The organism is Streptomyces sp. NPDC002935, from assembly GCF_040611295.1.
Taxonomy (GTDB): domain Bacteria; phylum Actinomycetota; class Actinomycetes; order Streptomycetales; family Streptomycetaceae; genus Streptomyces.
Map to the genome: position 1 here is coordinate 57668 of NZ_JBEXNW010000008.1, position 26133 is coordinate 83800.

The window sequence follows — 26133 nt, forward strand, 5'->3', positions numbered from 1 at the left end:
GTGGAAACCATTGCTCTTCATGGCATACGGAGGTGACCTGGGCATCTTCCCCGCGCACCGCCCGCGAACCCCCACATCCGCGCGCTCCGCCCTCAGAGGGCGGACGCGCTGAGGGCGTCCGCCCGGACGCCGACCCGCGTACGCGTCGCGACCAACTGGCCGTCCTGCGGATACGCGTGCCACGTACGCCAATGGACCTGGCCCTCGTGGTGCTGGGCGAGCATCGCGGTGAACGCGTGCGGGCTGCCGGGGAAGACGCCGGCGAGACCCTGGGGGTGGTCGGACACCAGTGCCAGCAACTCCTGGGCGCGGCCCGCGAAGGAGCCCGGGGACAGGATCTCGACGCGGGCCGCGAACTCGTACTCCCAGTCGTCGAACCGCTTCGCGACCCCGAGCGGCAGGGGTGTGCTGCTGCCGGGGATGCACGCGACGGTCTCCGAACACATGCCCCGCTCCTCCTCCAGAAGTACCTGGTGGGATGCGCCGAGCAGTCTCAACTGGAGTTTTGCCCCCGCCAGTTCGAGGTCGAGTGTGGCGAGGGCCGGCAGCGGTTCGCGGCCCAGAGTCCAGGCGAGATCGGCCGCGCGCGTGTCGGTGTACGAGGTTTTCAGGGTCGTGAGCATGGGTCGGCTCCGCTAGCACGCAAAGGTGAGGTGGGGTTCCGGCGCACCCGGTCAACACCGGGGGAACGGCCCGGTCAGCCCGGCCGGAAGGGCATCCGAAGGACGCGTCCGATAGGAACATCCGATGGACTTCCGAGGCCTGTCGGCCCAGGGCTGCTTGGTGATTTACCAGGGCTGCTTTGGTGGTTTAGAGGGAATCATGAACTGTGGTGCCGCCACAGCGTTTTTACCCAACTTCGTGGGGTTTCCATCCCCCCGAGGGCTCCACAGCTCAACTGTTCAACTACGGCGTGCGCCCCGCGCATGGATGTGCCCGTCGGCATTCGTCGGCCGACGGGCACATCCGTGCGCCGGATGCGTTTTCCCGCAGGGAGCTCAGCTGCCCCGTGTCAGCTGCCTCCGCCGCATCCGCCCCCGCCGCACGAGGACCCGCCTCCGCAGGACGACCCTCCGCACGACGAGTGACCCCCGCAGGAGTGACCCCCGTGTCCTCCGTGGTGCCCGCCCGACGAGCCGCCGGACGAATCACCGAACGAGGCGCCGTCCGCACCGCCGGCCCACCAACTGCGGCTGCCACCACCGCCGCTGCCCCGGGAGCGGCGCCGTCCCCTCCTGACCCCGCCGACGACCTTCATGACCACAACAAGCACAACGACCGCCAGGATGATGCCGATGACCATGGCGTCACCCTCCTCTCGTTCCCCCGAAGCGGCCCCCCGTGGGCCGTGCTTCTCTCTTCCGGTCCTGCGTGACAGGGGGATGCCCCCGCGCCCCGCGGCCCAAAGCAGAGTTGAGGAACTCCAGAGCTTGGGCGGAGGATGGCCGGCATGACCTCCAGCGCGCGCCCCTTTCTGAACCGCCGGCTCGCCGAGTTCGGGACGACGATCTTCGCCGAGATGTCCGCCCTCGCGATGACCACCGGCTCGATCAACCTCGGCCAGGGCTTCCCGGACACGGACGGCCCCGAGGAAATTCGGGAGGCGGCCGTCCGCGCGCTGCGGGACGGGCGCGGCAACCAGTACCCGCCGGGTCCGGGCGTCCCCGAGCTGCGCACCGCGGTGGCCGCGCACCAGAAGCGCCACTACGGCCTGTCGTACGACCCCGACACCGAGGTCCTGGTGACGGCGGGGGCCACCGAGGCCATCGCCGCATCGCTGCTCGCGCTTCTGGAACCCGGCGACGAGGTGATCGCCCTGGAGCCGTACTACGACTCGTACGCGGCCTCCATCGCCATGGCGGGCGGGACGCGCGTGCCCGTGACACTGTGCCCCGACGAGGGCACCACCGACGGAGTCGCCCACCGGCGCTTCCGGCTCGACCTCGACGAGCTGCGCGACGCGGTCACCGACCGGACCCGGCTGCTGCTGATCAACACCCCGCACAATCCGACCGGCACCGTCCTCACCCGCGCGGAACTGACGGAGATCGCGCGGCTCGCCGTCGAGCGGGATCTGCTCGTGGTGACGGACGAGGTGTACGAACACCTCGTCTTCGACGACGCCGAGCACGTACCACTGGCCGGACTGCCGGGGATGCGCGAGCGGACGGTCACCATCGGCAGCGCGGGCAAGACGTTCTCGTTCACCGGCTGGAAGGTGGGCTGGGTGACCGCGCCGCCGGCCCTGGTCAGCGCCGTACGGTCGGCGAAGCAGTTCCTGACGTACGTGGCGTCGGGGCCCTTCCAGTACGCCGTCGCCGAGGCGCTCGCGCTGCCGGACACCTACTTCGAGGCCTTCCGTGCGGACATGCTGCGCAAGCGGGACGTGCTGGCGGCGGGCCTGACCGAGGCGGGCTTCGCGGTCTTCCGGCCGCAGGGCACGTACTTCATCACCACCGACATCCGGCCGCTCGGCGAGACGGACGGTTTCGCCTTCTGCCGCGCCCTGCCCGAACGCGCCGGGGTCGTCGCCATCCCGAACGCCGTCTTCTACGACCACCGCGAGCAGGGCGCGCCCTTCGTACGGTTCGCGTTCTGCAAGGCGACGGACGTGCTCCACGAGGCCGGCAGTCGCCTGCGTCGCCTCGCATCCTGAACTCACGTTGTCCCGCTGTCCCGAGGGGGGCGGGGCGAGGGGGAAGACGGTTCGCCCGGTGCTAGTGAAGAGTCCAGGCCCCGGCCACGAAGAGGGTGAGGACGAGCAGGCCGGGGCCCAGCGGGAAACCGCGGCCGCGGGGTGGGACGGGTTCGGTGGGCCTCAGTTCCGGGTGGTCGCGGAGCGCGGTGACCTCCTCGGTCATGCTGACGTAGGAGGGGTTGAGGCCGAAGCGCCGTTCCAGCTTCGGCATTCCGAGGCCGGGCAGCCGCCAGTCACCGCCGTCCGGCATCCTTATCTTCACGCTCCCTTCCCTGGTGTACCGGGCCGACCGCAGGCGATCCCACGGCAGGTGCCGCACCTTCCACCACCCGGACAGCCACAGGCCCGAACTGTCGGCGGTGACACGCCAGTTGAGCAGTTCCGCGGCGGTCCCGAGCCAGCTCAGCAGGCAGAGCAGGAAGAAGACCGTCTTCACACCGAACCCGCCCGTCACGAGAGCGCGGGTGTTGAAGGCGACGCCCGCGATCATGATCAGGGCCAGAGCCGCACCACCGGCGCGGGCCAGGGCGCCGGGTCCCCAGCTCAGCGGGCGTCCCGTCGTGACCAGAGTCGCCGGGACCGCGGTGGCGACGCCGTCGGTCGCGGCGTGGGCCTCCGTTTCCGGGGCGGACACCGGTCGCCGGACGGAGCGTGGCAGCCGGACCGGGCCGCTCGTGCGCAGGACGGCCGGCTGCCCGTCCCGGAACGTGGTGACGAGGAACAGTTCGCCGCCGTCGTAGGGGGAGCCGAACATGACGGCCTCACGGGGCAGCATGGCGGCCGAGATCAGCTCTTCCATATCGACGTCGTCAGCCGCCGGGTGCGCCGGTTCCCGCTCATCCGCGCCGGGAGCCTCGGCGACGAAGCCCGCGCCGAGAACGGGCCGACGGCAGGCGGTGTCGTCGCCCGCGTGGATCCAGACCAGACCGTCCTCGTCCATGCGTTCCAGCACACGCAGGACCGGAACCGGTCCGCGGCGCAGCGCCGCGGCACGGCGTCGGGCGAGCAGACCGGTGACGAGCAGGGAGAGTCCGGGAAGACCGGCGGCCAGAACCCCCAGCTGCGGGCCCATGGCGTCGTACGGCTCGGACACCAGGCGCCGCCACGACCCGTCCTCCAGTACGGTCACGGTGCCGCCGACGCGGTGGTCCTCCGGATAGAGCGAGTCGAGCCGCAGCCGTCGCCCGTCGTCGGTGCGCACCCGGACCGACTCGTCGTTTCGGCCGACCACCTTCGCCACGGCGGGGACCGCGTGATCGGCGTGACGCCGGTCGTCGCGGACGCCCGCGAGTCCCTGGGCCACGCAGAAGGCGGCGACGGCGACAAGCAGCAGTCCCGCCCCGATCGGGATCAGTCCGCGCCGCAGGCGAGCGACGGGCTCGGGCAGCGGGTGCCGCACGCCCGAGGAGCCCTCCACCAGATCCCGCCGCCGGCGGCGGGCGGCGATGCGTTCACGGGCGGCTGCCCATCCGAACCCCAGGGCCCCGAGCACGCAGAGGTTCGCGGCCAGCGAGTTCGGCCCCGCGCCCGGCAGCTCCAGCCGGGCCACGACCGCCGCCAGCACGGGGGCGGCGACCAGCGTCAGCTCCGGCAGCCGGGCGAGCCAGTACAGCAGCCCCACGGCCAGGCCCATCTCCACCATGCCCGGCCAGTCCGCACCGCACGGCGCGACCTCGGTGCACGGCGGTTCCGGCGCCGCCGCGATCGCCCACACCACGGTGATCAGCAGCGCCAGTACGGACCAGAGGGGGCGCGCCCAGGACGCGGCGCGGACGCGCGACCACCGGGCCGCCTCCTCGGAGGACCAGACAGGGGTGCCCGCGGGAACGCAGCCGGACGGTATCGGGGCAGGTGTCGGGCCGGGGGTCTCGGTCACGCGAGGATTATGCGGTACGGCTGCCCGCTTGCCATTGCCGGTGCACGGCGACGTTCCGGACCCCGCGCCCGCATGCCGACGGCAGGTCGACAGGGGCCGGCCAACGGGACCGGAAGCCGGCCGGGAACCCGCCCGGCGAAGCCGTCTAGCACCGGGGGCACCTCGCGTGCGGGCGGCGCGCCGGGGGCCCCGGAACGGAACCCGCACGGACGAGCAAAGCTCGCGAATACCCCGTAGGGAACGCACAGTTCGGGTGTGACCCACCCGAGTACCCTCGCTCGCCCCGCCCTCACGGAGCCCGGCGACCGTGCTGTCCGTCCGTCCCGCGCCGCACGCAGCCTGACGTCCGCCGCGATCACGGCGCTCGGGCTGTTCGCCGCCGTGCGCCTGGCCGGTCTCCTCGTGCTCGCCGCGACCGCCTGGGCCACCGGCAGACACCCGCTCACCCTGCTCGCGCGGTCCTGGGACTCGGCCTGGTACCTGGGGATCGCCGCCCACGGCTACGGCCGGACGCTGTTCTTCCACCCCACGGTCATCCACAGCGACCTGGCGTTCTTCCCCCTCTACCCGGCCCTCGTACGGGCCGTCACCGCGCTGACCCCGCTGAGCTCGGGCACGGCGGGCCTGCTGGTCTCCTGGGTCGCGGCGGCGGCCGCCGTGTGCGGGGTGTACGCGATCGGGGCCCGCCTGCACGGCCGGGCGGTCGGTACCGCGCTGGTGCTGCTGTGGGGTCTGCTGCCGCACTCGGTGGTGCTGTCGATGGCGTACACCGAGCCCGTACTGACCGCGTTCGCCGCCTGGTCGCTGTACGCGGTGCTCGACGGGCGCTGGCTGTGGGCGGGCTCGCTGGCCGCGCTCGCGGGGCTGGCCAGGCCGAACGGCTTCACGGTGGCCGCGGCGGTCCTCGCGGCGGCGGCGCACGAGCTCTGGCGGAGCCGCGGAAAAGTTTCCCACAGGCTGTGGACGGGTGCCGCGCTCGCACCGGTCGGCTGGGGCGGCTATGTGCTGTGGGTGGGACACCACAAGGGCGACTGGCTCGGCGGCTACTTCGAGGTGCAGCGGCTGTGGGGCTCGCGCTTCGACCTCGGCGCCGGGTCGCTCCACTTCGTCAAGCACCTGCTGCTGCACGGGGACCGGTTCGTGTTCCCCATGACGATGGTGATCGTCGCCGCGGCCGTCCTGCTGTACGCGCTGCTGATCGCGGACCGGGCGCCCCTGCCGCTGCTGGTCTACAGCGGCATCCTGCTGCTGATCGCGCTGGGCGGCTCGGGGTTCTTCGAGTCGAAGCCGCGCTTCCTGCTGCCGGCGTTCCCACTGCTGCTGCCGCTGGCCCGCGCCCTGGTGCGAACGGCGAGAGCCCGTCCCTGGCACGCGACCCTGGTGGTCGGTGCCCTGGCCGGGCTCTCGTTCGCCTACGGCACGTATCTGGTCGTGATCGCGCACACCCCGCTGTAGGGGCCGCGCGCCACGAGAAGCGCCGCTGGGAGGACGTTCCTACTCTTCGTCGCCGTCCTCGGGCTTCTCAGCCTCGTTGATCTCCTGCTCCAGGCCGAGCTGCTCGACGAGCCACTTGTCGAACTCGATGGCGGCGCGGACCCAGCTGACCGTGGAGGAAACGAAGTGCTCCAGGCTGACGCCGGTGCCGATCAGCATCTGCGCCTCGCCGATCAGGCGGACGGTGCCGTCGTCGTGGGTGTGGCTGTAGACCTTCGGCCACAGGGTGCGGCGGTTCCAGTCGTCGATCGACTCGAGGAGCGCGTGCTTCTCGTCGAGCTGGTGCGGGCGGTCGTAGAACGTCCGCACCGAGAAGACCTGCTGGTCACCCTCGCCGCGGAACATGAAGTACGTACGGAACTCCTCCCACGGCGCCGCGAGGTCACCCTCGTCGTCGACGACGTACTTCAGCTCCATCTGGTCCAGGAGCTGCTTCACGAGGTCCTGATCCGGGACCACGGGGCCCGCGGGGCCGCCGGACTGCGGCTCGGGCTGGCCCCCGAAGTTCGGAATCGAGGACGGGTCGATGCTCACCGTGTATTTCCCTTCGTACGGATGGTGCCATCCTCTCTCATGCGGGACGGGGAGTGGCAACCTCTGGCGGGGCCTGTCCGCCGGGGGCTGACAAGATCCGGTCATGTGCGGGCATCGGGCCAGGTGGGGGTGGTCCGCACGGGCACGCCGGGAATCGCCCGGACAGCGGTGGCATGAACATTCATCGCGCTGCCGATCCCGACCACCTGATCGCAACCGTCGCGGAACGGCGGAACGAGCGGGCGCGGGCAGACAAGGGGCCCGCGGCGGGTGTGCCGCGGGCCCCTGTCGGGTTCCGGTGCCGGTTACAGCGTCTTGCCCGTCGGCGGTCCCACGATCAGGCCGTCGCCGAAGGCGTCCACGCGGACCGTGTCGCCGTCCTTGACCTCGCCCGCCAGGATCTCCTTGGCCAGCCGGTCGCCGATGGCGGTCTGGACGAGGCGCCGCAGCGGGCGCGCTCCGTACGCCGGATCGTTGCCCTTCTCGGCGAGCCAGGCCAGGGCCGCGTCGGTCACCTCCAGGGTGAGCCGGCGCTCGGCGAGCCGCTTCGCGAGGCGGTCGATCTGGAGCCTGGCGATGCGCTCCAGCTCCGCCTGGTCGAGTGCGGAGAAGACGACGAGGTCGTCCAGCCGGTTCAGGAACTCCGGCTTGAAGGAGGCGCGCACGACCTCCAGGACCTGCCGCTTGCGCTGCTCGTCGGAGGACAGCGGATCGGCGAGGCCCTGCCCGCTCAGGAACTGGCTGCCCAGGTTCGAGGTGAGGATCAGGATGGTGTTGCGGAAGTCGACCGTCCGCCCCTGCCCGTCCGTCAGCCGCCCGTCGTCCAGCACCTGGAGCAGGATGTCGAAGACCTCGGGGTGCGCCTTCTCCACCTCGTCGAGCAGGATCACGCTGTACGGGCGACGGCGTACGGCCTCGGTGAGCTGGCCGCCCTCCTCGTAGCCGATGTACCCGGGCGGCGCTCCGACCAGCCGGGCCACGCTGTGCTTCTCGCCGTACTCCGACATGTCGATGCGGATCATCGCCCGCTCGTCGTCGAAGAGGAAGTCCGCGAGGGCTTTGGCGAGTTCGGTCTTGCCGACGCCCGTCGGGCCGAGGAAGAGGAAGGAGCCGGTGGGCCGGTCCGGGTCGGCGATTCCGGCACGGGTGCGGCGCACGGCGTCGGACACCGCCCCCACGGCCTCGGCCTGGCCGATCAGACGGCGACCCAACTCCGCCTCCATGCGCAGGAGTTTCTGCGTCTCGCCCTCCAGGAGACGGCCGGCGGGGATACCGGTCCAGGCGCCGACGACGTCCGCGATGTCGTCCGGCCCGACCTCCTCCTTGACCATGGTGCCCTTCGTGACCTCCTCCTCGGCCTGCGCGGCTTCCTCCAAGTCCCTTTCCAGGGTGGGGATCTCGCCGTACAGCAGCTTGGAGGCGGTGTCGAAGTCGCCGTCGCGCTGCGCGCGTTCGGCCTGGCCGCGCAGCTCGTCGAGCTTCTCCTTCAGTTCGCCGACGCGGTTGAGGGACTGCTTCTCCTTCTCCCAGCGGGCGTTGAGACCGCGCAGCTCCTCCTCCTTGTCGGCGAGGTCACGGCGCAGCTTCTCCAGACGCTCCCGGCTGGCGGCGTCCGTCTCCTTGCCGATCGCCAGCTCCTCCATCTTCAGCCGGTCGACGACACGCTGGAGCTCGTCGATCTCGACCGGGGACGAGTCGATCTCCATGCGCAGCCGAGAGGCCGCCTCGTCGACGAGGTCGATGGCCTTGTCGGGGAGGAAGCGGGAGGTGATGTAGCGGTCGGACAGGGTCGCGGCCGCCACCAGCGCCGAGTCGGCGATCTGCACCTTGTGGTGGGCCTCGTAGCGGCCCTTGAGCCCGCGCAGGATGGCGATGGTGTCCTCGACGGTCGGCTCGGCGACCAGCACCTGCTGGAAGCGCCGCTCCAGCGCCGGGTCCTTCTCGATCCGCTCGCGGTACTCGTCGAGGGTGGTGGCGCCGACCATGCGCAGCTCACCGCGGGCGAGCATGGGCTTGAGCATGTTGCCGGCGTCCATGGCGGAGTCGCCGCCGGCGCCCGCCCCGACGACGGTGTGCAGCTCGTCGATGAAGGTGATGATCTGCCCGTCGGAGTCCTTGATCTCCGCGAGCACGGTCTTCAGGCGTTCCTCGAACTCGCCCCGGTACTTCGCCCCGGCGACCATCGCGCCGAGGTCGAGCGAGACGAGCCGCTTGTTCTTGAGGGACTCCGGTACGTCGCCCTTCACGATCCGCTGGGCGAGCCCCTCGACGACGGCCGTCTTGCCGACGCCGGGCTCGCCGATGAGGACCGGGTTGTTCTTCGTACGGCGGGACAGGACCTGCACCACCCGGCGGATCTCGTGGTCCCGGCCGATGACGGGGTCGAGCTTGCCCTCACGCGCCGCGGCGGTGAAGTCGGTACCGAACTTTTCGAGCGCCTTGTACTGGCCCTCGGGATCCGGGGTCGTCACCCGGCGCCCTCCCCTGGTCTTCTGGAACGCGTCGAGCAGCTTTTTCGCACTCGCGCCCTGCTGGGAGAGTACGTCGGCGATCCGGCCGCCCTTCGCGGCGGTCCCGATGAGCAGGTGCTCGGTGGAGATGAACTCGTCACCGAGCTCCTTGGCGCGCTCGGCGGCGTCGGCGATGACGGCGAGCACTTCGCGGTTGGGCTGCGGGGGCGCGACGGTGGAGCCGGTCACGCTGGGCAGCCCCGCCAGCACGCGCTCGGCGCCGGCCCGCACGGACGCCTGATCGGCGTCCACGGCCGCCAGCAGGTCGATGATGTTCTCGTTGTCCTGCCCCTCCAGCAGAGCGAGCAGCAGGTGGGCGGGGGTGAGGTCCGGGTGCCCCTCCTTCACGGCGCGGTTGCTGGCCGCGTTGATCGCGTCCCGGCTCCTGTTGGTCAGCTCGGCGTCCACGTTCGCGTTCTCCTCCTCCTGGTGTCCCTGACCGTTTCCTGACACGGCCAACCTGCACAAAGTTGAGTCTATTCCACTCAAGGCTGCGGCGGGAGGGAAACGGACACCCGCGAGGCGTAGATTCGGGCCCCATGGCTTCCTATCCGGTGGACCCGCGGCAGCCCGACGCCACCTACCTGAGCTTCTGGCGCGAGCGCCATCTGTGCACCCTGACGACCCTCCGTCCCGACGGAACCCCGCATGTGGTGCCCGTCGGCGTTACATACGACCCCGAGGCCGGTCTCGCTCGGGTCATCACCAACAAGTCCAGCGCGAAGGTGGGCCACGTGCTGGCGGCGGGGCCGGACGGCGGGCGCGTGGCGGTCTGCCAGGTGGACGGCCGGCGCTGGGCGACACTGGAGGGGCGGGCCCGGGTCTCCACGGACCCGGAGCGCGTCGCGGAGGCGGTGCGGCGCTACGCGGAGCGGTACGAGCGCATGCCCTCGCAGAACCCGTCCCGGGTGGTGATCGAGATCGAGATCACGGCGGCGATGGGCCGCGGATGAGACCACGGGCGGCGACGGCCGGGCGGAATCCGGGAATTTCCCGTAAAACTGCAGCGGCGTCACCGTGTTCAGGTCACGGTGACGCCGCTGCGGGGGGAAGTACCTGCGCGATCTACTACGACGGGGGAATCGCGTCAGGCACTGCGGGGGGTGGCTGCGATGGTCTCGATGTCCGGGACATCCGGACCGGCCAGCTGGTGGTCACGCTGGTCGAGGTTCACAAAGATCATTCCGTAACGAATGGCGCACCGTACTGGCTGTGGCGCCCCCCGAGGCCGCCGCAGACACCGGTAAGCCCGTACGTCCTCGTCGTCGTCGCGGGTGACGACCACGGGCTCCCCGAACACGGTCACCATCAGCGAGTCACCGCTGCCGGGGATGGCGGTGACCAGATCGATGAAGTGCCAGCCGGATCGGTAGGCGGTGGCCATTTCTCGGCGAAAGGAACGGTCGTCTGGAGGAATAGTCATGTCAAGCCCAGACGCTGTCGTCAGTGCGGTCAGGAGACACCGGCCAAACGCTGTCGCCGGCTACCGCGTTGGCCGCGGCTGCCGCTGGCCAGACACTGTCTGCCCGAACGTCGCCCTTCGCATCGGAGAGGCCACTCAGCGCTCCGAAGGCCGTGACGGCAGAGAAGGCGGCGACAAGCACCAAGCGAAGCATTTTCTTACGCATAATCGGCTTCGTCCTCACTTGAAGGTCCCCTCTTCCCCCGTCGGATACGACGATGGCTCATTCGGGGAGGTCATGGCCACACAATCGGTGCATCATGTTCCTGCACGTTCAGGACCCTGGGGGGTGGAGATTTGATAACCAATGGGACTAAAGCGACACATCCCCATGCGGTGACCGAGTTGTGTGGGGAAGGTGGCCGACTTTATGCGAACGCTCTCCGCACGGGACGTATCGCCCGCGCAGACGTGGAGAGCGCTCCCTGTTTGATGGAGTTCGCCCTTCTCCACCCGGATCCTGACGATGCGAACTGGCTGCGCCCCGTGTCCCCGTCGGCCGCCCTGGCCCAGCGGCTCAACGCCATAGAGCGCGAGATCACCGAGCGTAGACGGATGTCGATCGAACTGGCCGACGCTTTCGAGCCGTTCATGACCCTCAGCGCGCAAGCGGCTGCGACCACTCACTCGATCACAGTGCTCGAGGGCAACGACCGGATCAACGCGGCACTCGACCTGGCCACGGCCCAGTGCCAGACCGAGATGCTCACGGTCCAGCCGAGCGGCCCCCGCCCCGAACGCAACCTCATTCAGGGGCTGGAGCGGGACAGGCCTTTGATCGAACGTGGTGTGCGCATACGGACCCTCTATCAGCACACCGCGCGATACAGCCCCGAGAAACTGGCCTACGTGGACCAGCTCTCCAACGGCAAGGTGGAGCACCGCACCATCGACGAGCTGGTCGAGCGGCTCATCATCTGCGACGAGACCGTCGCCTTCATCCCCACCCGCGACGACCAGAAGGTGGCCCTCGAGCTTCGTCACCCGGGCCTCGTCCGCTACCTGATCAAGGTCTTCGAGTTCATGTGGGGCCGCTCCGTCCCGCTGAGCGCCGGCGCACCCTACGAAACCGCCCCCGACGGCATCACGGACATCCAGCACTCCATCGCGAAACTCCTCGTGGAGGGCCACGTAGACGAGGCGATCGCCCGCCGCCTCGGCATGAACGTCCGCACCTGCCGGGCGCACATCGCCAAACTGGCCTCCGCCCTCGGCAGCGGAAGCCGGGCCCAACTCGGCTACCTGATAGCCCAGTCGAGGCTCCTGGACCAGCCCGAGACGGGGGAGTGACCCCGGCGCCCTCACCCGTGCGGACTCTCCCCCCGCTCGGCGGCGACGGACGGGCCCGGCTCGGCCGTCTCAACGGCCGGTCGGGGAGCCACGGTCGGAAACGCCGGAGGCTCCCGGAGCAGCCTCCGCGACGGTGATCGTCTCGAGCTCCGGAGAACGCTGCGGCCCGTCCAGCCCCGCCTGGGCGATCCGTACGCCCAACTGCGTCCGGCTCGCCGCGCCGAGCGTCTCCGACAGCCGGGCGATGTGCGCCCGGCACGTCCGCACGCTGATGCCCAGGCGTTCCGCGACGACCGCGTCCTGGTGGCCCTCGGCGAGCAACGCCGCGATGGACCGCTCCCGGTGGGTGATGCCCTCGATGCCCGTCGAGGGGAGCGGCGAGGCCAGCGGGATCGCCAGCCGCCACAGCCGCTCGAAGACCGTCACCAAGTAGTCCACCAGCGCCGGGTGCCGCAGTTCGAGCGCGATCGTGCGGTCCGAGTTCGCGGGGATGAAGGCGACCGTACGGTCGAAGAGGATGAGCCGTTCGACGACCTCGTCGAGGGTGCGGGCCTCCGCCGCGTCGCCCATCAACTCCATGTAGTTCAAGAGGCCTTGGCCGTGCCGGGCCACGTGGGTGTAGAGATCACGCATGCGCACCCCGCGCCGGCGCATCTCCATCGCCCGGTGCAGGCCCTCCACGAGTTCGTCCTCGCGCCGGATACCTCCCGGCTGCACCGTCAGGACCTCACTGACGCACTCGGCGGTCGCCTTGTCCATGGCGGCGTGGATCCGCGGCAGCCCGTCGAGGACCCGGATCGCCACTCCCTCGGCCGGCGCCCGCACCCGGCCGCCGAGCCCCGCGTACCACTCGAAGGCCGACACCGCGTCGCCCACCCGCGCCTGGCTCGCGCTGACTTCCTCGTACACGCCCCGCAGGAGCCGTGTCATGACCTCCTGGGGCGAGGTCGGCACCAGCCAGCCCATGTCGTCGGGATCGGGGTGCAGCAGCGCCAGCTCCAGCAGGCAGGGCACCGCCTCCGCGTCCTCACGGGGCACCCGGCCACGCCGCACGGCCCGGGAGTACACCCGGTCGCCCGCCTCGCACAATCGGTCAGCGCCGTGCGGGTGCCTGTCCATCCCGTGCCCGGCCATCTCCCACCCCTGGCTCCAGCTCCAACCCCTGGCGTGAGCCCCGCGTCAGGGCGTCCTCCGCAGCGCAACTATGCGCGGACGCGTCCGGCATCGCAACAAGGCTGCGCAGCCCACTGACGTCCGTTCGCCCCTTCTCATCCGCATAAATACCGACCCCTGCCGCGCCCGTTGCAACAAGCTGACGGGGGTGTCCCCCGGACGTCCGGCGGGTGAGACCGGTCGAAGCCGCCGGGCTCACCCGTGGAGTTCGCGAGGCCCGTAGATCGCCTGACCGGCACCCGTGGCGAGCGCCCAGTAGCGGTCCCCGTACGACCAGTGCCACCACTCCGTGGGGTAGTTGACGAGACCCGCGGCGGTCAGCGCGTCGGCGAGGAGCCCGCGGTGGGCGCGTGCCGTCCCGCTGATGCCGTCCGCGGCGGTGAAGCAGGCGCCGTCGCTCTCCTCGGGGTTCGCGTTCACCGGCGTGCCCATGTCCAGCTCCCGGCCGTCGGCGCCGACGAGGGTGAGGTCGACGGCGGCACCCGCGCTGTGCGGGGCGATCTCCGGCGGGGACACGTAACGGCTCGCCGCGTCCCGCAGGCGCCCGGCGTCCCACTCGGGGTGCTCCGCGCGGAGTCCGGCGGTGTAGCGGTCGAAGTAGAGGCGCTGGAGCGAGGGCGGGCGGTAGCCCTCGACGAACAGCAGCCGGACACCGTCCGGCAGCAGGTCCCCCGCCGCCACGAGCCGGTTCAGCACGCCTTCGCGCAGATGCGCGTACGCCCCCGAGTCGTCGCTTCTGCGGGCGTCGAGCGGGAAGGGCGCCTTCGCCCGTACGTCGAGGAGCCGCTCGCCGCAGTCCACGACGGGAATCGCGGCGATCTTCGGGTCGGACATCAGCACGATCCTGGGCATGCGGCGATCATGCCGCATCGACGTGTACGGCCACAGGGCGCGCCGGGACGGCCGGGTGCGTGCCCGGCCGGGGCGGGCGGATGCTGTGCGGTCAGACCGCCGTCCAGCTCCCCGGAAGGGCTCCTCGCCGCCCGTCACGACGGCGGGGAGCCGTTTCTTCACGCCGGCCGCCGGCCGGCGGGCGCCGGAGCGGCTCCGGGCGCGCGCTCACGGCACGCACCCGGGGCCGGACGGGCCCGCCCTGCCCACCGTCTCGACCCCGAGACGGTTCGGCGTATGCCCTACTTGAGACCGAGCGCGTTGCAGGCCGCCTTGTAGGGCGTCGTGCAGATCTGCTTGACGGTGTAGATGCTGTCCTGGATGACCGTGTCGTCGATGTTGGCCGTGGTGAGGTCCACGACGGGCACGAGCTGGGCCGGGATGTCCTTGTCGGTCGGGCTGCTGACCTTGTCGCGGGTGAGCGCGTCGAACTCGATCGAACGGCCCTGGACCCGGGCGACCGCCATCTCGGCGGCGGCGTTGGCCTCCTGCGGGTACGACTTGTACACGCTCATGAACTGGTCGCCCTTGATGATCCGCTGTACGGCGATGAGCTCGGAGTCCTGGCCGGTGACCGGCGGCACCTTGTCGACGCCCGCGCTCTTGAGGGTGTCGATGACAGCGCCCGCGATGCCGTCGTTGGCGGAGTAGACACCGGCGATGTTGCTCAGGCCGACCTTCTGGATCGCCTGCTCCATGTTGGCCTTGGCGTTGACCGGGTTCCAGTCCTTGGTGTCGTACGTGCTGGCGATGATCACCTTGTCCTTGAGCTCGGCGAGAGCGCCGGCCTTGAACTGGGCCGCGTTCGGGTCCGTCGGCGAGCCGTTCATCATGATGATCTTCTTCGTCGCCGAGCCGGCGCCCAGCTCGGCGACCAGGGCCTTGCCCTGCACCTCGCCGACCAGCTCGTTGTCGAAGGAGATGTACGCGTCGATCGGGCCCTGCGCCAGACGGTCGTAGGCGATGACCGGGATACCGGCGTCCTTGGCCTTGCGCACGCCCTTCGCGATGGTCACCGAGTCCACCGCATCCACCAGGATGACGTCGACCTTGTCGTCCACCATCTGCTGGAGCTGGCGGAGCTGCTTGGCCGCGTCCTGCTCGGCGTTGGCATAGGCGACCTTGCCCTTGCCCTCGGTGAGCTTCTTCACCTGCTCCGCGATGATCGGGTAGTCGAACTTCTCGTAACGGGTGTTCTCCTTCTCCGGAAGGAGCAGGCCCACCGTGATGTCGTCGCCCTTCGTGGGGCTGGCCTTGGTGTCGCTCCCGCCGATCCCGCCCACGCCGCAGCCGGCGAGGGTGATGGCCATGGCGGACGACGCCACGGATATGACGGTACGGCGGAGGCCGGTGTTACGAGTGTTCACATCAGGTGCCTTCCGGGCGAGGTTGCAGCATTGCGACCCAGGTGGCTGAAAGCCAACGCGGCGATCACCTCAGCGTCAAGGAGTAACCACTTAACGAGATGGCAACGGCGTTTCGTGTTCCACAAGTGAACACGACGGGAAGAGACTACGCCCAACCTTCGAGCAATCCCCTCAGCTTCACCTTCTGTCATTCACCCGTACAACCAACTCCCGCTCCCGGGAGTCGTGATCGTCAACGGTTTTTTAACCGCCGTTGACGATCGGGCAGACCAGAAGGAACGCATGAACAGAGCCACCGGCACGACGGGCTTCCTCTCCTCGGCCCTCGTGCTCGCCACCGCGGGCGGACTGCTGACCGCGGCCGGCACAGCCGCCTCCGCCGTGACGAACTGCACATCGCCCGTTTATAAGCGGCAGTTCTATGCGAACACCACATTCTCGGGCACACCGAAGAAGACGGACTGCGATTCCGCGATCGACCAGAACTGGGGTTCCGGCGCGCCCGCGTCGGGTCTGCCCGCCGACAACTTCGGCGTCCGCTGGACGGTGACCCGTGACTTCGGTTCGGGCGGCCCCTTCACCCTCCCCGCCACGACGCAGGACGGAATACGGGTATATCTGGACGACGTGCGCAAGGTCGACCTCTGGAAAAACGTGTCGACCACCCAGTCGAAAACGGTCAACCTCACCATTCCGTCCGGAAAGCACACGCTGCGGATCGATTACGCGAATTGGACGGGCAACGCAAACGTCACCTTCGCCTACAAACCCGTCACTTCCGCCACGACCGACAAGATCAGGCCACTGGTGCCGACGGGTTCCTCGGCCTCGTACGACACCGCCACGGGCAAGGCCAAGGTCTCCTGGTCGAAGAACCAGGAGATGGACCTCGCGGGCTACCGCGTCTACCGCCGCCTCAAGGGCAGCACCACCTGGACACGGCTGACCACGACGACCGCCACCTCGTACACCGACACGACCCTCCCGGTGACCGGCGTGACCTACTACTACGAGGTCCGCGCCTACGACAAGGCGGGCAACGCGTCCACCGGCACGGCGGACCAGGGCGTCACCACCGTCGACAGAACCCCGCCCGCGGCACCGTTCGTCGAGATGGACAGCTGCCCCGGCGATCAGCCTTACGCGGCGCCGGAACTCGTCACCACAGCGGCGAACGCGGCCGACATCGCGCAGTACGAGATGCAGCGGCTGAATCCGGCCACCGGTGCGTGGACCACCGTGTACACCGGGACCAAGGGCGCGATCTGCGACACCGGGTACCGGGCCGACGGCAGCAAGGTCACCTACCGGGGACGGGCCCGCGACGCCGCCGGGAACTGGTCCGTGTACTCGGCCGCCACCACGTTCACCACCTCCGACCTGACGCCACCGGAGCCCGTCTCCGGCGTCCGCGTCGAGTACCGGTCGGGCGTTCCCCATCTGGTGTGGTCCCCGGTCTCCGGGGCCTCCTCGTACCAGGTCCTCCAGTACGACCCGTCGAGCGGCGGCTACTCCGACGCCCTGTCCGGCGGCGGCTCCACCACACGGACCGACGTCGTGCCGCGCCAACTGGTCACGGTCTCCGACAGCTACCGGTACGCGGTGCGCTCGGTGGACGGCAAGGGCAACGCCGCCGCCCCGGCGGAGATCACCCTGGCGATGGCCGACCGGCCCGAAGCCATCCCCGCGTACGAGACCACCGCGAACCGGTTCGACGAGGGGGTGATGATCGAGTGGACGAGCGCCGACCCGTGGGTCTTCGACGGGGGACCGCTCCTCACGTACAGGATCGTCCGCACCGACCCGGCCACCGGGCAGAGCACCACCGTGGATCTCTGCAAGCCGAACATCATGTTCGACGACACGCTGCGACCCCCGACGACGTCCTGGTCGTGGGCCGATGACCGCGCCCCGTCCTACGCGGGCCGCAAGGTCGTCCGAGGCACCTGCTGGGACATCTCCGGCGCCTCCGAGACGACGTACGAGTACCGGATCGTCACCGTCGACCCCTACGGGCACGCGTCGCAGCCCGGCCCGGCCGCCACGGCCACCACGCCGGACACCGAACGCCCCGCTCCTGTCGGGAACCTGACGGCGGAGCAGCTCCCGCTCGGTGTTCGCCTGACCTGGACGCCGCCCGCCGACGACGACGTCACCGACTACAAGGTCTGGCAGGGGGTCACCGACCCGGAGACCGGCGAGACCCGGTGGGCGAGGAACTGCTGGAGGAGCACCTCGCTGGCCGACACCGAGATCCTCTGCCCCACCGTGCCCGACGGCGCCACCCACGTCTACAAAGTGGCCGCCACGGACGGGTCCGGCCTGGTGGACGAGGACGCCGGCCCGGAGGCCTACCACCCCGCCGAAGTCTCCGTCACCCTGCCGGACACCCGCCCGCCGGGCTGGACCGGGACCGACCTCCGCGAGGACCAGTACCCGGAGCTGATCGTCCGCTGCGGCGAGACCGTCTACGACATGCCGTGCGGCGACTACACGGACTACCGCTGGGAGAAGTGGGACGCGGCCGCCGGCGTCTGGACCACGTTCGCCACGGGCAAGGTGACCACCCCGAAGACCCACATGGACACCACCGTGAACGAGGACCGGCTGGGGCTGTACTACTACCGGGCCGTCTACATCGACCCGTCGGGCAAGGAGGAGGTCGTGAAGCAGCAGGCTTACGGCATCTGGGACGACTGGCTCTGATCCGGACCCAAACCGAAGGGGCCCGGCGGTTCGGGTGAACCGGCGGGCCCCTTCGGGTGAGTGTGGGAACTACTCGGACGTCCGCTTGGGGCGCCATACCACCAGGGCGCTCGTCTGCTGGACCTCCTGGTACGGGACCAGGTCCCGGCGGTAGGAGGCGTGCACGGCGGCCTCGCGCTGCCGCATGGCGGCCGCGGCGCCGTCCAGGGCCGACTCCAGCTCCGCGACGCGGGACTGAAGCGCGGCGACCTGGTTCTCCAGCTCGATGATGCGCTTGATGCCGGCCAGGTTGATGCCCTCGTCCTGCGACAACTGCTGGACGGTGCGCAGCAGTTCGATGTCGCGGGCCGAGTAACGGCGGCCCCGGCCGGCCGTGCGGTCGGGAGAGACCAGGCCGAGCCGGTCGTACTGACGCAGGGTCTGCGGGTGCAGTCCGGAGAGCTGGGCCGCCACCGAGATGACGTAGACCGGTGTCTCCTCGGTCAGTTCGTACGGATTGCGTCGACGACCGGTCGTGTCCATGGCTCCGTCACGCTCCCTTCGCGGCCTGGAACAGCTCCGCCCGCGGATCCTCACCCGCGGTCGCCTCGCGATACGCCTCGAGAGCGTCACGAGCCTTGCCCGACACGTCCTGCGGGACCGCCACCTCCACGGTGACGAGGAGGTCGCCCCGGGTGCCGTCCTTGCGGACCGCGCCCCTGCCCCTGGCGCGCATGGTGCGTCCGTTGGGCGTGCCCGGCGGCACCTTCAGGGTCACCGGTGGTCCGCCCAGCGTCGGCACCTTCACCTCGCCGCCGAGCGCCGCCTCCGTGAAGGTGACGGGCACGGTGACGGTGAGGTTGTCGCCCTTGCGGCCGAAGACCGGGTGGGCGTCCACATGGACGGTGACATAGAGGTCGCCGAACGGGCCGCCCCGTTCGCCGGGACCGCCCTTGCCGCGCAGCCGGATCCGCTGCCCGTCGGTGACCCCCGCCGGGATGCGGACCTGCATCGTGCGGGACGACTTGGCGCGGCCGCTGCCCTTGCACTCCATGCAGGGGTGCTCGGCCGTCAGGCCGCGGCCCTTGCAGTCCGGGCACGGGTCCGTCAGCGAGAACCCGCCGCCGGAGCCCCGCGCCACCTGGCCGGTGCCGACACAGGTCGGGCACACCCGCGGTGTGCCGTTCTTGTCGCCGGTGCCGGAGCAGGCCTTGCACGGCTGCTGTGAGGTCATGCGCAGCGGAACGGTCGCGCCGTCCACCGCCTCCGTGAAGGACAGCGTGACCTCGGTGTCGATGTCCTGGCCGCGCCGGGGCTGCGTCCGCGTCCCCGTGGTGGCGCCGCCCCGGTTGAACAGACCCCCGAAGACGTCCCCGATGCCGCCGCCGAAGCCGCCGGCTCCTCCCGCGCCTCCGCCCTGGGGAGCACCTCCGAAGAGGTCGCCCAGGTCGAAGTTGAAGTTGCCGCCGCCCGCGCCGGGCCCGGGCCGGAAGCCGCCGTTGCCGAAGAGGGCGCGTGCCTCGTCGTACTCCTTGCGCTTCTTGGGATCGCCGAGCACGTCGTTCGCCTCGGAGATCTCCTTGAAGCGCTCCTCGGCCTTGGCGTTGCCCTTGTTGGCGTCCGGGTGGAACTCGCGGGCGAGCTTCCGGTACGCCTTCTTGATCTCGGCCTCGGTGGCGTCCTTGGGGACGCCGAGGACCTTGTAGAAGTCCTTCTCGATGAAGTCCTTGGTGCTCATCCCCGACGTCCCTCCTTCCCTATCCGTTCAAGCTCAGCCCTCGTCCGGGCCACCGCTCTCCTTGTCCTCGACCGCCTCGGCCGACTCCTCGGCCTTGACCGTCTGCGCCCCGGGCTGCGGCTCGGCGACAGCCACCCGCGCGGGGCGGATGGTGCGCTCGCCGAAGCGATACCCCGGCTGCAGAATCGCCACGCACGTCGTCTCGGTGACGTCGGGCGCGTACGAGTGCATCAGGGCCTCGTGGATCATCGGGTCGAAGGGCTCGCCCTCCTTGCCGAACTGCTGGAGCCCCATCTTCGCCGCGACGGTTTCGAGGGACTCGGCGACGGACTTGAATCCGCCGACGAGCTCGCCGTGATCCCGCGCGCGGCCGATGTCGTCGAGTACGGGCAGGAGTTCGGTCAGGAGGTTCGCCACGGCGACCTCCTTGACCGCGATCCGGTCGCGCTCGACACGGCGGCGGTAGTTCTGGAACTCGGCCTGGAGCCGCTGGAGGTCCGCGGTGCGCTCGGTGACTGCCGTGCGTGCCTGGTCCAGCTGGGCCGTCAGGCCGACCAACTGTGCTGCTGCGTCCCCGTCCGGGGCCGCCGCCCCCTCCGCAGAGGGGGTGGCGGACTGCGGCTCGGCGTCGTCAGAGGTGGCGCCGGAAGGGACGTCGGGCTGCTCTTCGAAGCCCGGGGTCTCCTCCGTCACGCGGCACCGTCCCGGCGGTCCTCGTCGACAATCTCGGCGTCGACGACGTCGTCGTCGGCCCTCGGGGCCTCGGCACCGGGAGCGTCGCCGCCCGCGGCCTGCGCGGCCTGGGCGTCGGCGTACATGGCCTGGCCCAGCTTCTGCGAGACCGCGGCGACCTTCTCGGTGGCGGTGCGGATCTCGGCGGTCTCCTCGCCCTTGAGCGCGGCCTTCAGCTCCTCGACGGACGCCTCGACCTCGGTCTTGACGTCACCGGGGACCTTGTCCTCGTTGTCCTTGAGGAACTTCTCCGTCTGGTAGACGAGCTGCTCGCCCTGGTTGCGGGTCTCGGCGGCCTCGCGGCGGGCGTGGTCCTCGTCCGCGTACTTCTCGGCCTCCTGGCGCATCCGGTCGACCTCGTCCCTCGGCAGCGAGGAGCCGCCGGTGACGGTCATCTTCTGCTCCTTGCCCGTGCCGAGGTCCTTCGCGGTCACGTGCATGATGCCGTTGGCGTCGATGTCGAAGGCGACCTCGATCTGCGGGACACCACGCGGGGCCGGCGGCAGACCGGTCAGCTCGAACATTCCGAGCTTCTTGTTGTACGCCGCGATCTCGCGCTCGCCCTGGTAGACCTGGATCTGCACGGACGGCTGGTTGTCCTCGGCCGTCGTGAAGATCTCGGACCGCTTGGTCGGGATCGTGGTGTTGCGCTCGATGAGCTTCGTCATGATCCCTCCCTTGGTCTCGATACCGAGGGACAGCGGGGTCACGTCGAGGAGCAGGACGTCCTTGACCTCGCCCTTGAGGACACCGGCCTGAAGGGCGGCGCCGATGGCGACGACCTCGTCCGGGTTCACACCCTTGTTGGCCTCGTTGCCACCGGTCAGCTCCTTGACGAGCTCGGCGACGGCGGGCATACGGGTGGAGCCACCGACGAGAACGACGTGGTCGATCTCGGACAGCTGGATACCGGCGTCCTTGATGACGTTGTGGAACGGCGTCTTGCAGCGCTCCAGAAGGTCGGCGGTCAGCTGCTGGAACTGGGCGCGCGTGAGCTTCTCGTCCAAGTGCAGCGGGCCCTCGGCGGACGCCGTGATGTAGGGCAGGTTGATCGAGGTCTCGGTGGACGAGGACAGCTCGATCTTGGCCTTCTCGGCGGCCTCGCGGAGGCGCTGGAGGGCCATCTTGTCCTTGGACAGGTCCACGCCGTGACCGGCCTGGAACTGCTTGACCAGGTAGTCCATGACCCGCTGGTCCCAGTCGTCACCACCGAGGTGGTTGTCACCGTTGGTGGCCTTCACCTCGACGACGCCGTCGCCGATCTCCAGCAGGGACACGTCGAAGGTGCCGCCGCCGAGGTCGAAGACGAGGATCGTCTGGTCGTCCTTGTCGAGGCCGTACGCCAGCGCTGCGGCGGTGGGCTCGTTGACGATGCGCAGGACGTTCAGGCCCGCGATCTCGCCGGCCTCCTTCGTCGCCTGACGCTCGGAGTCGTTGAAGTACGCCGGGACGGTGATGACCGCGTCGGCCACCTTCTCGCCCAGGTACGCCTCCGCGTCGCGCTTCAGCTTCTGCAGGATGAAGGCGCTCATCTGCTGCGGGTTGAAGCTCTTCCCGTCGAGTTCGATCTTCCAGTCCGTGCCCATGTGACGCTTCACGGAACGGATGGTCCGGTCCACGTTCGTGACCGCCTGGCGCTTGGCGACCTCGCCGACGAGCACCTCACCGTTCTTCGCGAAGGCGACGACGGACGGCGTGGTCCTGGCGCCCTCGGCGTTGGTGATGACGGTGGGCTCGCCGCCCTCCAGAACGCTGACGACTGAGTTAGTCGTGCCCAGGTCGATGCCGACCGCACGTGCCATTTCGATTCCTCCAGCAATGACTTGAGTGGAACGGGCTCAAGTGTGCACGACGTCCGCCGCTCGGTCAACAGACCTGAGCCGCAGGGGCTCAACTCTTATCCGTTCCTTACACGCAGGCAGCTTCTGACCTGCGGTTTTCTCGCAGAGTCAGGGAACCTTCACCGCATCCGAGGGGGTACGCCGAGGCCGTCCCGGCCGGTGCGAGGCTCTCGGGACGGGTCCCCCGGGGGCGGGGATCGCATGCGGATGGGGACGGCGCGGGCGGGGCCCCGGACGGACGGCCCCCGCTACGGCGACCAGCGCCACGACGCCGGCCACCCACCAGGCGGCTCCCGCCCCCAGCCACCCCAGATCGATGAGCAGCCCCACCAGCGCACCCGCGAACGCGGCGAGCCCCATCACGACCATGACCCCCTGCCGGGTCAGCCCCGCCCGCCGCAGCCGGTGCACCAGATGGTCCGGCGCGGACCGCAGCAGCGGCCGCCCGGCCCGCCGCCGCGACACGAGGACCAGGACGGCGTCGGCACTGGCCACGGCCGTCAGCGCGAACCCGGCACCGAACCCGGGCCCGGCGGGCCGCTCCGCGTGCACCTGCACGACCGCCGCCGCCAGCACGAATCCGGCGAACAGCGACCCGCACCGCCCCGGCGCGATCCGGGCGGGCGGCCATCCGTGCATCAGGAAGCCGGTGAGCGCGGCGGCCAGCACGCTGAGCAGCGCGGCGAGCCCGTCCATGACCTCGGCGGCCGCGCACCCGCTGAGCGCGAACGCGGTGATGACGCCGACCGTCCCCATCACCCCGTCGGCGTGATCGAGCGAGCGGAAGGCCTGCGTGACGAAGACGATCCAGGCGACGGCCAGCACGGCTCCCGGCACGCCGAGTTCGTCCTGGGGGACGGTCAGCGCCGCGGCGACGGCGACACCGACGACGCACACCACCGGCGGCACGGGCAGCAGATCGGCGGCCAGCCCGAGCAGGGCGACCACGATCCCGGCGGCCAGCAGCCGTCCGGCCTCCGGCCCGAGCGGGGCGACACCCGTCCAGTTCCCGGCCCAGCCGACGAACGCCGTCCCGCCGACCACGGCCACCCCGCCCAGCGGCGGAACCGGCCGTCCCCGCCCCGGCGCTCGCGGTCTGGCCCGGCGCGAGGGCAGCCCCGTCCCGTCGGCCACACCGAAGCGCAGGGAGAACGACCGCAGCAGCGCGGCGAGCGCGGCGGTGAGGAGCAGAGCGGCGGTGGCGGCCGAGATTCCGTACAGCACATCGCTAATTTAGGGGTAATTGTCACAGTATTGTGCGAATAACACGATCGGCTTTACGTGTCCCGGTCGCCCCAGGGCGACACCGCCCTTCCGCCCGCCCGGGCGGGGCCGGTCAGGCTTCCCTCAGCGACGCAGATCACCGCACCTCTGGCTACAGTGCGGCGGAAGAAGTGGGTAGTCTCAGACGGACTGCATAAGTTACCGCTTAGTAATCACCTTCGAGGTCACTCTCGAAGCAACACCTCGCAGGCCCGAGGAGCCCCCGAATGCAACTCGCCGCGATCATTGTGTCGCTGGTCCTGACCGTGGTCGGCGTCGCGCTGATCGCACGGGCAGTCGCGCAGATCTACCGGTTCATCAAGCTCGGCCAGGCCGTACCCGCCGGCAGCCGCACCGACGACTGGAAGGCCCGCAGCGTCACGCTGGCCAAGGAGTTCGTCGGCCACACCCGTATGAACCGGTGGGGGATCATCGGCGTCGCGCACTGGTTCGTGGCCGTCGGCTTCCTGACCCTCGGCCTGACGATCGTCACGGCCTACGGTCAGCTGTTCAAGGCCGACTGGACGCTGCCGGTGCTCGGCGGCTGGCTCCCGTACGAGCTGTACACCGAGTTCATCGCGCTGTTCACGACGCTCGGCATCCTCGTGCTGATCGCCGTCCGGCAGCTGAACCGGCCGTCCAAGCCGGGCCGCAAGTCACGCTTCGCCGGCTCCAAGACGGGCCAGGCGTACTTCGTCGAGGCCGTGATCCTCGTCATCGGCCTCGCGATCATGACCCTGCGCGGCCTGGAGGGCGCGATCCACGGTGTCGACCACTACGAGGCCGCGTACTGGGCCTCGTACCCCCTGGTCGCCGCCTTCAAGGGCCTGAGCCTCGGAACGCTGCAGAACCTGGTCTACCTGACCGCCATGATCAAGCTCGGCGTCACCATGACCTGGGCGATCACGGTCGGCCTGAACACCAACATGGGTGTCGCCTGGCACCGCTTCCTCGCTTTCCCCAACATCTGGTTCAAGCGCAACGCCAAGGGTGAGACCGCCCTCGGCGAGCTGCTCCCGATGACCAGCGGCGGCAAGGCCATCGACTTCACCGACCCCGGTGAGGACGACGTCTTCGGTGTCTCCCAGGTCGAGCAGTTCTCCTGGAAGGGCCTGCTCGACTTCTCCACCTGCACCGAGTGCGGCCGCTGCCAGTCGCAGTGCCCCGCCTGGAACACCGGCAAGCCCCTCTCCCCCAAGCTCCTCATCATGTCGCTGCGCGACCACGCGCACGCCAAGGCCCCGTACCTGCTGGCCGGCGGCGGCAAGACCATGGAGGGCGAGGAGAAGGCGTCCGAGGAGCAGCTCAAGGACGTCCCCGCGGCCGCCCTCGCCGAGGCCGAGCGCCCGCTGATCGGCACCGCGGAAGAGAACGGCGTCATCGACCCGGACGTCCTGTGGTCCTGCACCACCTGCGGCGCCTGTGTCGAGCAGTGCCCGGTCGACATCGAGCACATCGACCACATCGTCGACATGCGCCGCTACCAGGTGATGATCGAGAGCGCGTTCCCGTCCGAGGCGGGCACGATGCTCAAGAACCTGGAGAAGAAGGGCAACCCCTGGGGTCTCGCCAAGAAGCAGCGCCTCGAGTGGACCAAGGAGGTCGACTTCGAGATCCCCGTCGTCGGCCGCGACATCGAGGACCTGACCGAGGTCGAGTACCTGTACTGGGTCGGCTGCGCCGGCGCCCTGGAGGACCGCGCCAAGAAGACCACCAAGGCCTTCGCGGAGCTGCTGCACATGGCGGGCGTCAAGTTCGCGATCATGGGCGGCGACGAGAAGTGCACCGGTGACTCCGCCCGCCGCCTCGGCAACGAGCCCCTGTTCCAGGAGCTCGGCATGGAGAACGTCGCCGCGCTGAACATGGCGTTCGGCGAGGAGCTCGACGACGAGGGCAACGTCACCGCCGAGTCGAAGAAGCCGCGGACGGCGAAGAAGATCGTCGCCACCTGCCCGCACTGCCTCAACACGATCGGCAACGAGTACCCGCAGATCGGCGGCGACTACGAGGTCATCCACCACACCCAGCTGCTCCAGCACCTCATCGACGAGGGCAAGCTGTTCCCGGTGACCCCGGTCGAGGGCCTCATCACCTACCACGACCCCTGCTACCTGGGCCGCCACAACAAGATCTACACGCCCCCGCGCGAGATCATGTCCGCCGTCCCGGGCCTGCGCCAGCAGGAGATGCACCGCCACAAGGAACGCGGCTTCTGCTGCGGCGCCGGTGGCGCGCGGATGTGGATGGAGGAGCGGATCGGCAAGCGCATCAACAACGAGCGTGTCGACGAGGCTCTCTCGCTGAACCCGGACATCGTCTCCACCGCCTGCCCGTTCTGCCTCGTCATGCTGACCGACTCGGTCAACGGCAAGAAGAACGACGGCAAGGCCAAGGAGTCCATCCAGGTCGTCGACGTCGCCCAGCTCCTCCTCGACTCCGTCAAGACCCCGGTCGACGACGAACCCCCGGCGGGCGCCGCCGAGTCGGAGAACGAGCCAGAGCCGGAGCCGGTGAAGTAGCAGCCACGACCGACCCCGCCGACCGGCCCGGTCCGATCGGTACGACCGACACCCCCGTGC

Annotated in this window: 19 protein-coding genes; 6 read left to right on the forward strand and 13 right to left on the reverse strand. The window is 70.0% G+C overall.

Features of this window, described 5'->3' with window-relative positions; genetic code table 11:
- Nucleotides 1-92: 92 nt before the first annotated feature.
- Nucleotides 93-623 (reverse strand): DUF2617 family protein, encoded by a 531-nt coding sequence (locus ABZX90_RS12880; protein ID WP_351129011.1) that lies wholly within the window; start codon nt 621-623, stop codon nt 93-95.
- 818 nt (nt 624-1441) lie between these two features.
- Between ABZX90_RS12880 and ABZX90_RS12885 the strand changes: the two genes are divergently transcribed.
- On the forward strand, nt 1442-2656 hold the full coding sequence (locus tag ABZX90_RS12885; RefSeq protein ID WP_355204268.1) for a pyridoxal phosphate-dependent aminotransferase: 1215 nt from the start codon (nt 1442-1444) through the stop codon (nt 2654-2656).
- Nucleotides 2657-2717: 61 nt separating this feature from the next.
- On the opposite strand, the gene ABZX90_RS12890 is transcribed toward ABZX90_RS12885, so the two are convergent.
- Nucleotides 2718-4574, reverse strand: a complete 1857-nt coding sequence (locus ABZX90_RS12890) for a hypothetical protein (RefSeq protein ID WP_355204271.1) — start codon at nt 4572-4574, stop codon at nt 2718-2720.
- Nucleotides 4575-4829: 255 nt separating this feature from the next.
- Here ABZX90_RS12890 and ABZX90_RS12895 point away from each other — a divergent pair, with 255 nt between their 5' ends.
- Nucleotides 4830-6029, forward strand: coding sequence for a hypothetical protein (locus ABZX90_RS12895; protein WP_351129004.1), 1200 nt, complete (start codon nt 4830-4832; stop codon nt 6027-6029).
- Nucleotides 6030-6068: 39 nt separating this feature from the next.
- Here ABZX90_RS12895 and ABZX90_RS12900 read toward each other — a convergent pair whose 3' ends face one another.
- Complete coding sequence (locus ABZX90_RS12900; protein WP_351129002.1) at nt 6069-6602, reverse strand: YbjN domain-containing protein; 534 nt, start codon at nt 6600-6602, stop codon at nt 6069-6071.
- Nucleotides 6603-6907: 305 nt separating this feature from the next.
- Nucleotides 6908-9520, reverse strand: coding sequence for an ATP-dependent chaperone ClpB (gene clpB / locus ABZX90_RS12905; protein ID WP_351129138.1), 2613 nt, complete (start codon nt 9518-9520; stop codon nt 6908-6910).
- Nucleotides 9521-9651: 131 nt separating this feature from the next.
- On the opposite strand from clpB, the gene ABZX90_RS12910 reads away from it, so the two are divergent.
- A complete protein-coding gene (locus ABZX90_RS12910; RefSeq protein ID WP_355204275.1) occupies nt 9652-10065 on the forward strand; it encodes a TIGR03618 family F420-dependent PPOX class oxidoreductase in 414 nt (137 codons plus the stop codon).
- 134 nt (nt 10066-10199) lie between these two features.
- On the opposite strand, the gene ABZX90_RS12915 is transcribed toward ABZX90_RS12910, so the two are convergent.
- On the reverse strand, nt 10200-10535 hold the full coding sequence (locus tag ABZX90_RS12915) for a hypothetical protein (RefSeq protein WP_351128998.1): 336 nt from the start codon (nt 10533-10535) through the stop codon (nt 10200-10202).
- Nucleotides 10536-10871: 336 nt separating this feature from the next.
- On the opposite strand from ABZX90_RS12915, the gene ABZX90_RS12920 reads away from it, so the two are divergent.
- A complete protein-coding gene (locus ABZX90_RS12920) occupies nt 10872-11864 on the forward strand; it encodes a helix-turn-helix transcriptional regulator (RefSeq protein ID WP_351128996.1) in 993 nt (330 codons plus the stop codon).
- 69 nt (nt 11865-11933) lie between these two features.
- On the opposite strand, the gene ABZX90_RS12925 is transcribed toward ABZX90_RS12920, so the two are convergent.
- The 3 genes from ABZX90_RS12925 to ABZX90_RS12935 form a co-directional block, all read right to left on the reverse strand.
- Entirely contained in the window at nt 11934-12998 is a 1065-nt protein-coding gene (locus tag ABZX90_RS12925; RefSeq protein WP_355204279.1) for a helix-turn-helix transcriptional regulator, read from the reverse strand.
- A 234-nt stretch (nt 12999-13232) separates the two neighbouring features.
- A complete protein-coding gene (locus tag ABZX90_RS12930) occupies nt 13233-13889 on the reverse strand; it encodes a M15 family metallopeptidase (RefSeq protein ID WP_355204282.1) in 657 nt (218 codons plus the stop codon).
- A 281-nt stretch (nt 13890-14170) separates the two neighbouring features.
- On the reverse strand, nt 14171-15253 hold the full coding sequence (locus tag ABZX90_RS12935) for a substrate-binding domain-containing protein (protein ID WP_351128988.1): 1083 nt from the start codon (nt 15251-15253) through the stop codon (nt 14171-14173).
- A 324-nt stretch (nt 15254-15577) separates the two neighbouring features.
- Here ABZX90_RS12935 and ABZX90_RS12940 point away from each other — a divergent pair, with 324 nt between their 5' ends.
- Nucleotides 15578-18001, forward strand: a complete 2424-nt coding sequence (locus ABZX90_RS12940) for a PA14 domain-containing protein (protein WP_355204285.1) — start codon at nt 15578-15580, stop codon at nt 17999-18001.
- Nucleotides 18002-18070: 69 nt separating this feature from the next.
- Here ABZX90_RS12940 and ABZX90_RS12945 read toward each other — a convergent pair whose 3' ends face one another.
- From ABZX90_RS12945 to ABZX90_RS12965, 5 genes are all read right to left on the reverse strand, one after another.
- Nucleotides 18071-18523: a helix-turn-helix domain-containing protein gene (locus ABZX90_RS12945; protein ID WP_351128983.1), complete on the reverse strand. Its 453-nt coding sequence runs from the start codon at nt 18521-18523 to the stop codon at nt 18071-18073.
- A gap of 7 nt (nt 18524-18530) precedes the next feature.
- Nucleotides 18531-19718, reverse strand: a complete 1188-nt coding sequence (gene dnaJ / locus ABZX90_RS12950) for a molecular chaperone DnaJ (protein ID WP_351128980.1) — start codon at nt 19716-19718, stop codon at nt 18531-18533.
- A gap of 33 nt (nt 19719-19751) precedes the next feature.
- Nucleotides 19752-20411, reverse strand: a complete 660-nt coding sequence (gene grpE / locus ABZX90_RS12955; RefSeq protein WP_351128978.1) for a nucleotide exchange factor GrpE — start codon at nt 20409-20411, stop codon at nt 19752-19754.
- The gene (gene dnaK / locus ABZX90_RS12960) at nt 20408-22252 is read right to left on the reverse strand and encodes a molecular chaperone DnaK (RefSeq protein ID WP_351128976.1); all 1845 of its coding nucleotides are present in this window, start codon (nt 22250-22252) and stop codon (nt 20408-20410) included. The genes grpE and dnaK overlap by 4 nt, the downstream gene beginning before the upstream one ends.
- Before the next feature lie 147 nt (nt 22253-22399).
- Nucleotides 22400-23515, reverse strand: a complete 1116-nt coding sequence (locus ABZX90_RS12965) for an MraY family glycosyltransferase (RefSeq protein WP_351128973.1) — start codon at nt 23513-23515, stop codon at nt 22400-22402.
- A gap of 266 nt (nt 23516-23781) precedes the next feature.
- On the opposite strand from ABZX90_RS12965, the gene ABZX90_RS12970 reads away from it, so the two are divergent.
- Complete coding sequence (locus ABZX90_RS12970) at nt 23782-26073, forward strand: (Fe-S)-binding protein (protein ID WP_355204291.1); 2292 nt, start codon at nt 23782-23784, stop codon at nt 26071-26073.
- The last annotated feature ends 60 nt before the right edge of the window (nt 26074-26133 follow it).

What these genes read in the sequence shown, in the direction of transcription:
- ABZX90_RS12880 (WP_351129011.1), bottom strand. Translation starts at nt 623, where the DNA reads ATGCTCACGACCCTGAAAACCTCGTACACCGACACGCGCGCGGCCGAT.
- ABZX90_RS12885 (WP_355204268.1), top strand. Translation starts at nt 1,442, where the DNA reads ATGGCCGGCATGACCTCCAGCGCGCGCCCCTTTCTGAACCGCCGGCTC.
- ABZX90_RS12910 (WP_355204275.1), top strand. Translation starts at nt 9,652, where the DNA reads ATGGCTTCCTATCCGGTGGACCCGCGGCAGCCCGACGCCACCTACCTG.
- ABZX90_RS12915 (WP_351128998.1), bottom strand. Translation starts at nt 10,535, where the DNA reads ATGACTATTCCTCCAGACGACCGTTCCTTTCGCCGAGAAATGGCCACC.
- ABZX90_RS12925 (WP_355204279.1), bottom strand. Translation starts at nt 12,998, where the DNA reads ATGGCCGGGCACGGGATGGACAGGCACCCGCACGGCGCTGACCGATTG.
- ABZX90_RS12930 (WP_355204282.1), bottom strand. Translation starts at nt 13,889, where the DNA reads ATGCCCAGGATCGTGCTGATGTCCGACCCGAAGATCGCCGCGATTCCC.
- ABZX90_RS12940 (WP_355204285.1), top strand. Translation starts at nt 15,578, where the DNA reads ATGAACAGAGCCACCGGCACGACGGGCTTCCTCTCCTCGGCCCTCGTG.
- ABZX90_RS12945 (WP_351128983.1), bottom strand. Translation starts at nt 18,523, where the DNA reads ATGGACACGACCGGTCGTCGACGCAATCCGTACGAACTGACCGAGGAG.
- dnaJ (WP_351128980.1), bottom strand. Translation starts at nt 19,718, where the DNA reads ATGAGCACCAAGGACTTCATCGAGAAGGACTTCTACAAGGTCCTCGGC.
- dnaK (WP_351128976.1), bottom strand. Translation starts at nt 22,252, where the DNA reads ATGGCACGTGCGGTCGGCATCGACCTGGGCACGACTAACTCAGTCGTC.
- ABZX90_RS12970 (WP_355204291.1), top strand. Translation starts at nt 23,782, where the DNA reads ATGCAACTCGCCGCGATCATTGTGTCGCTGGTCCTGACCGTGGTCGGC.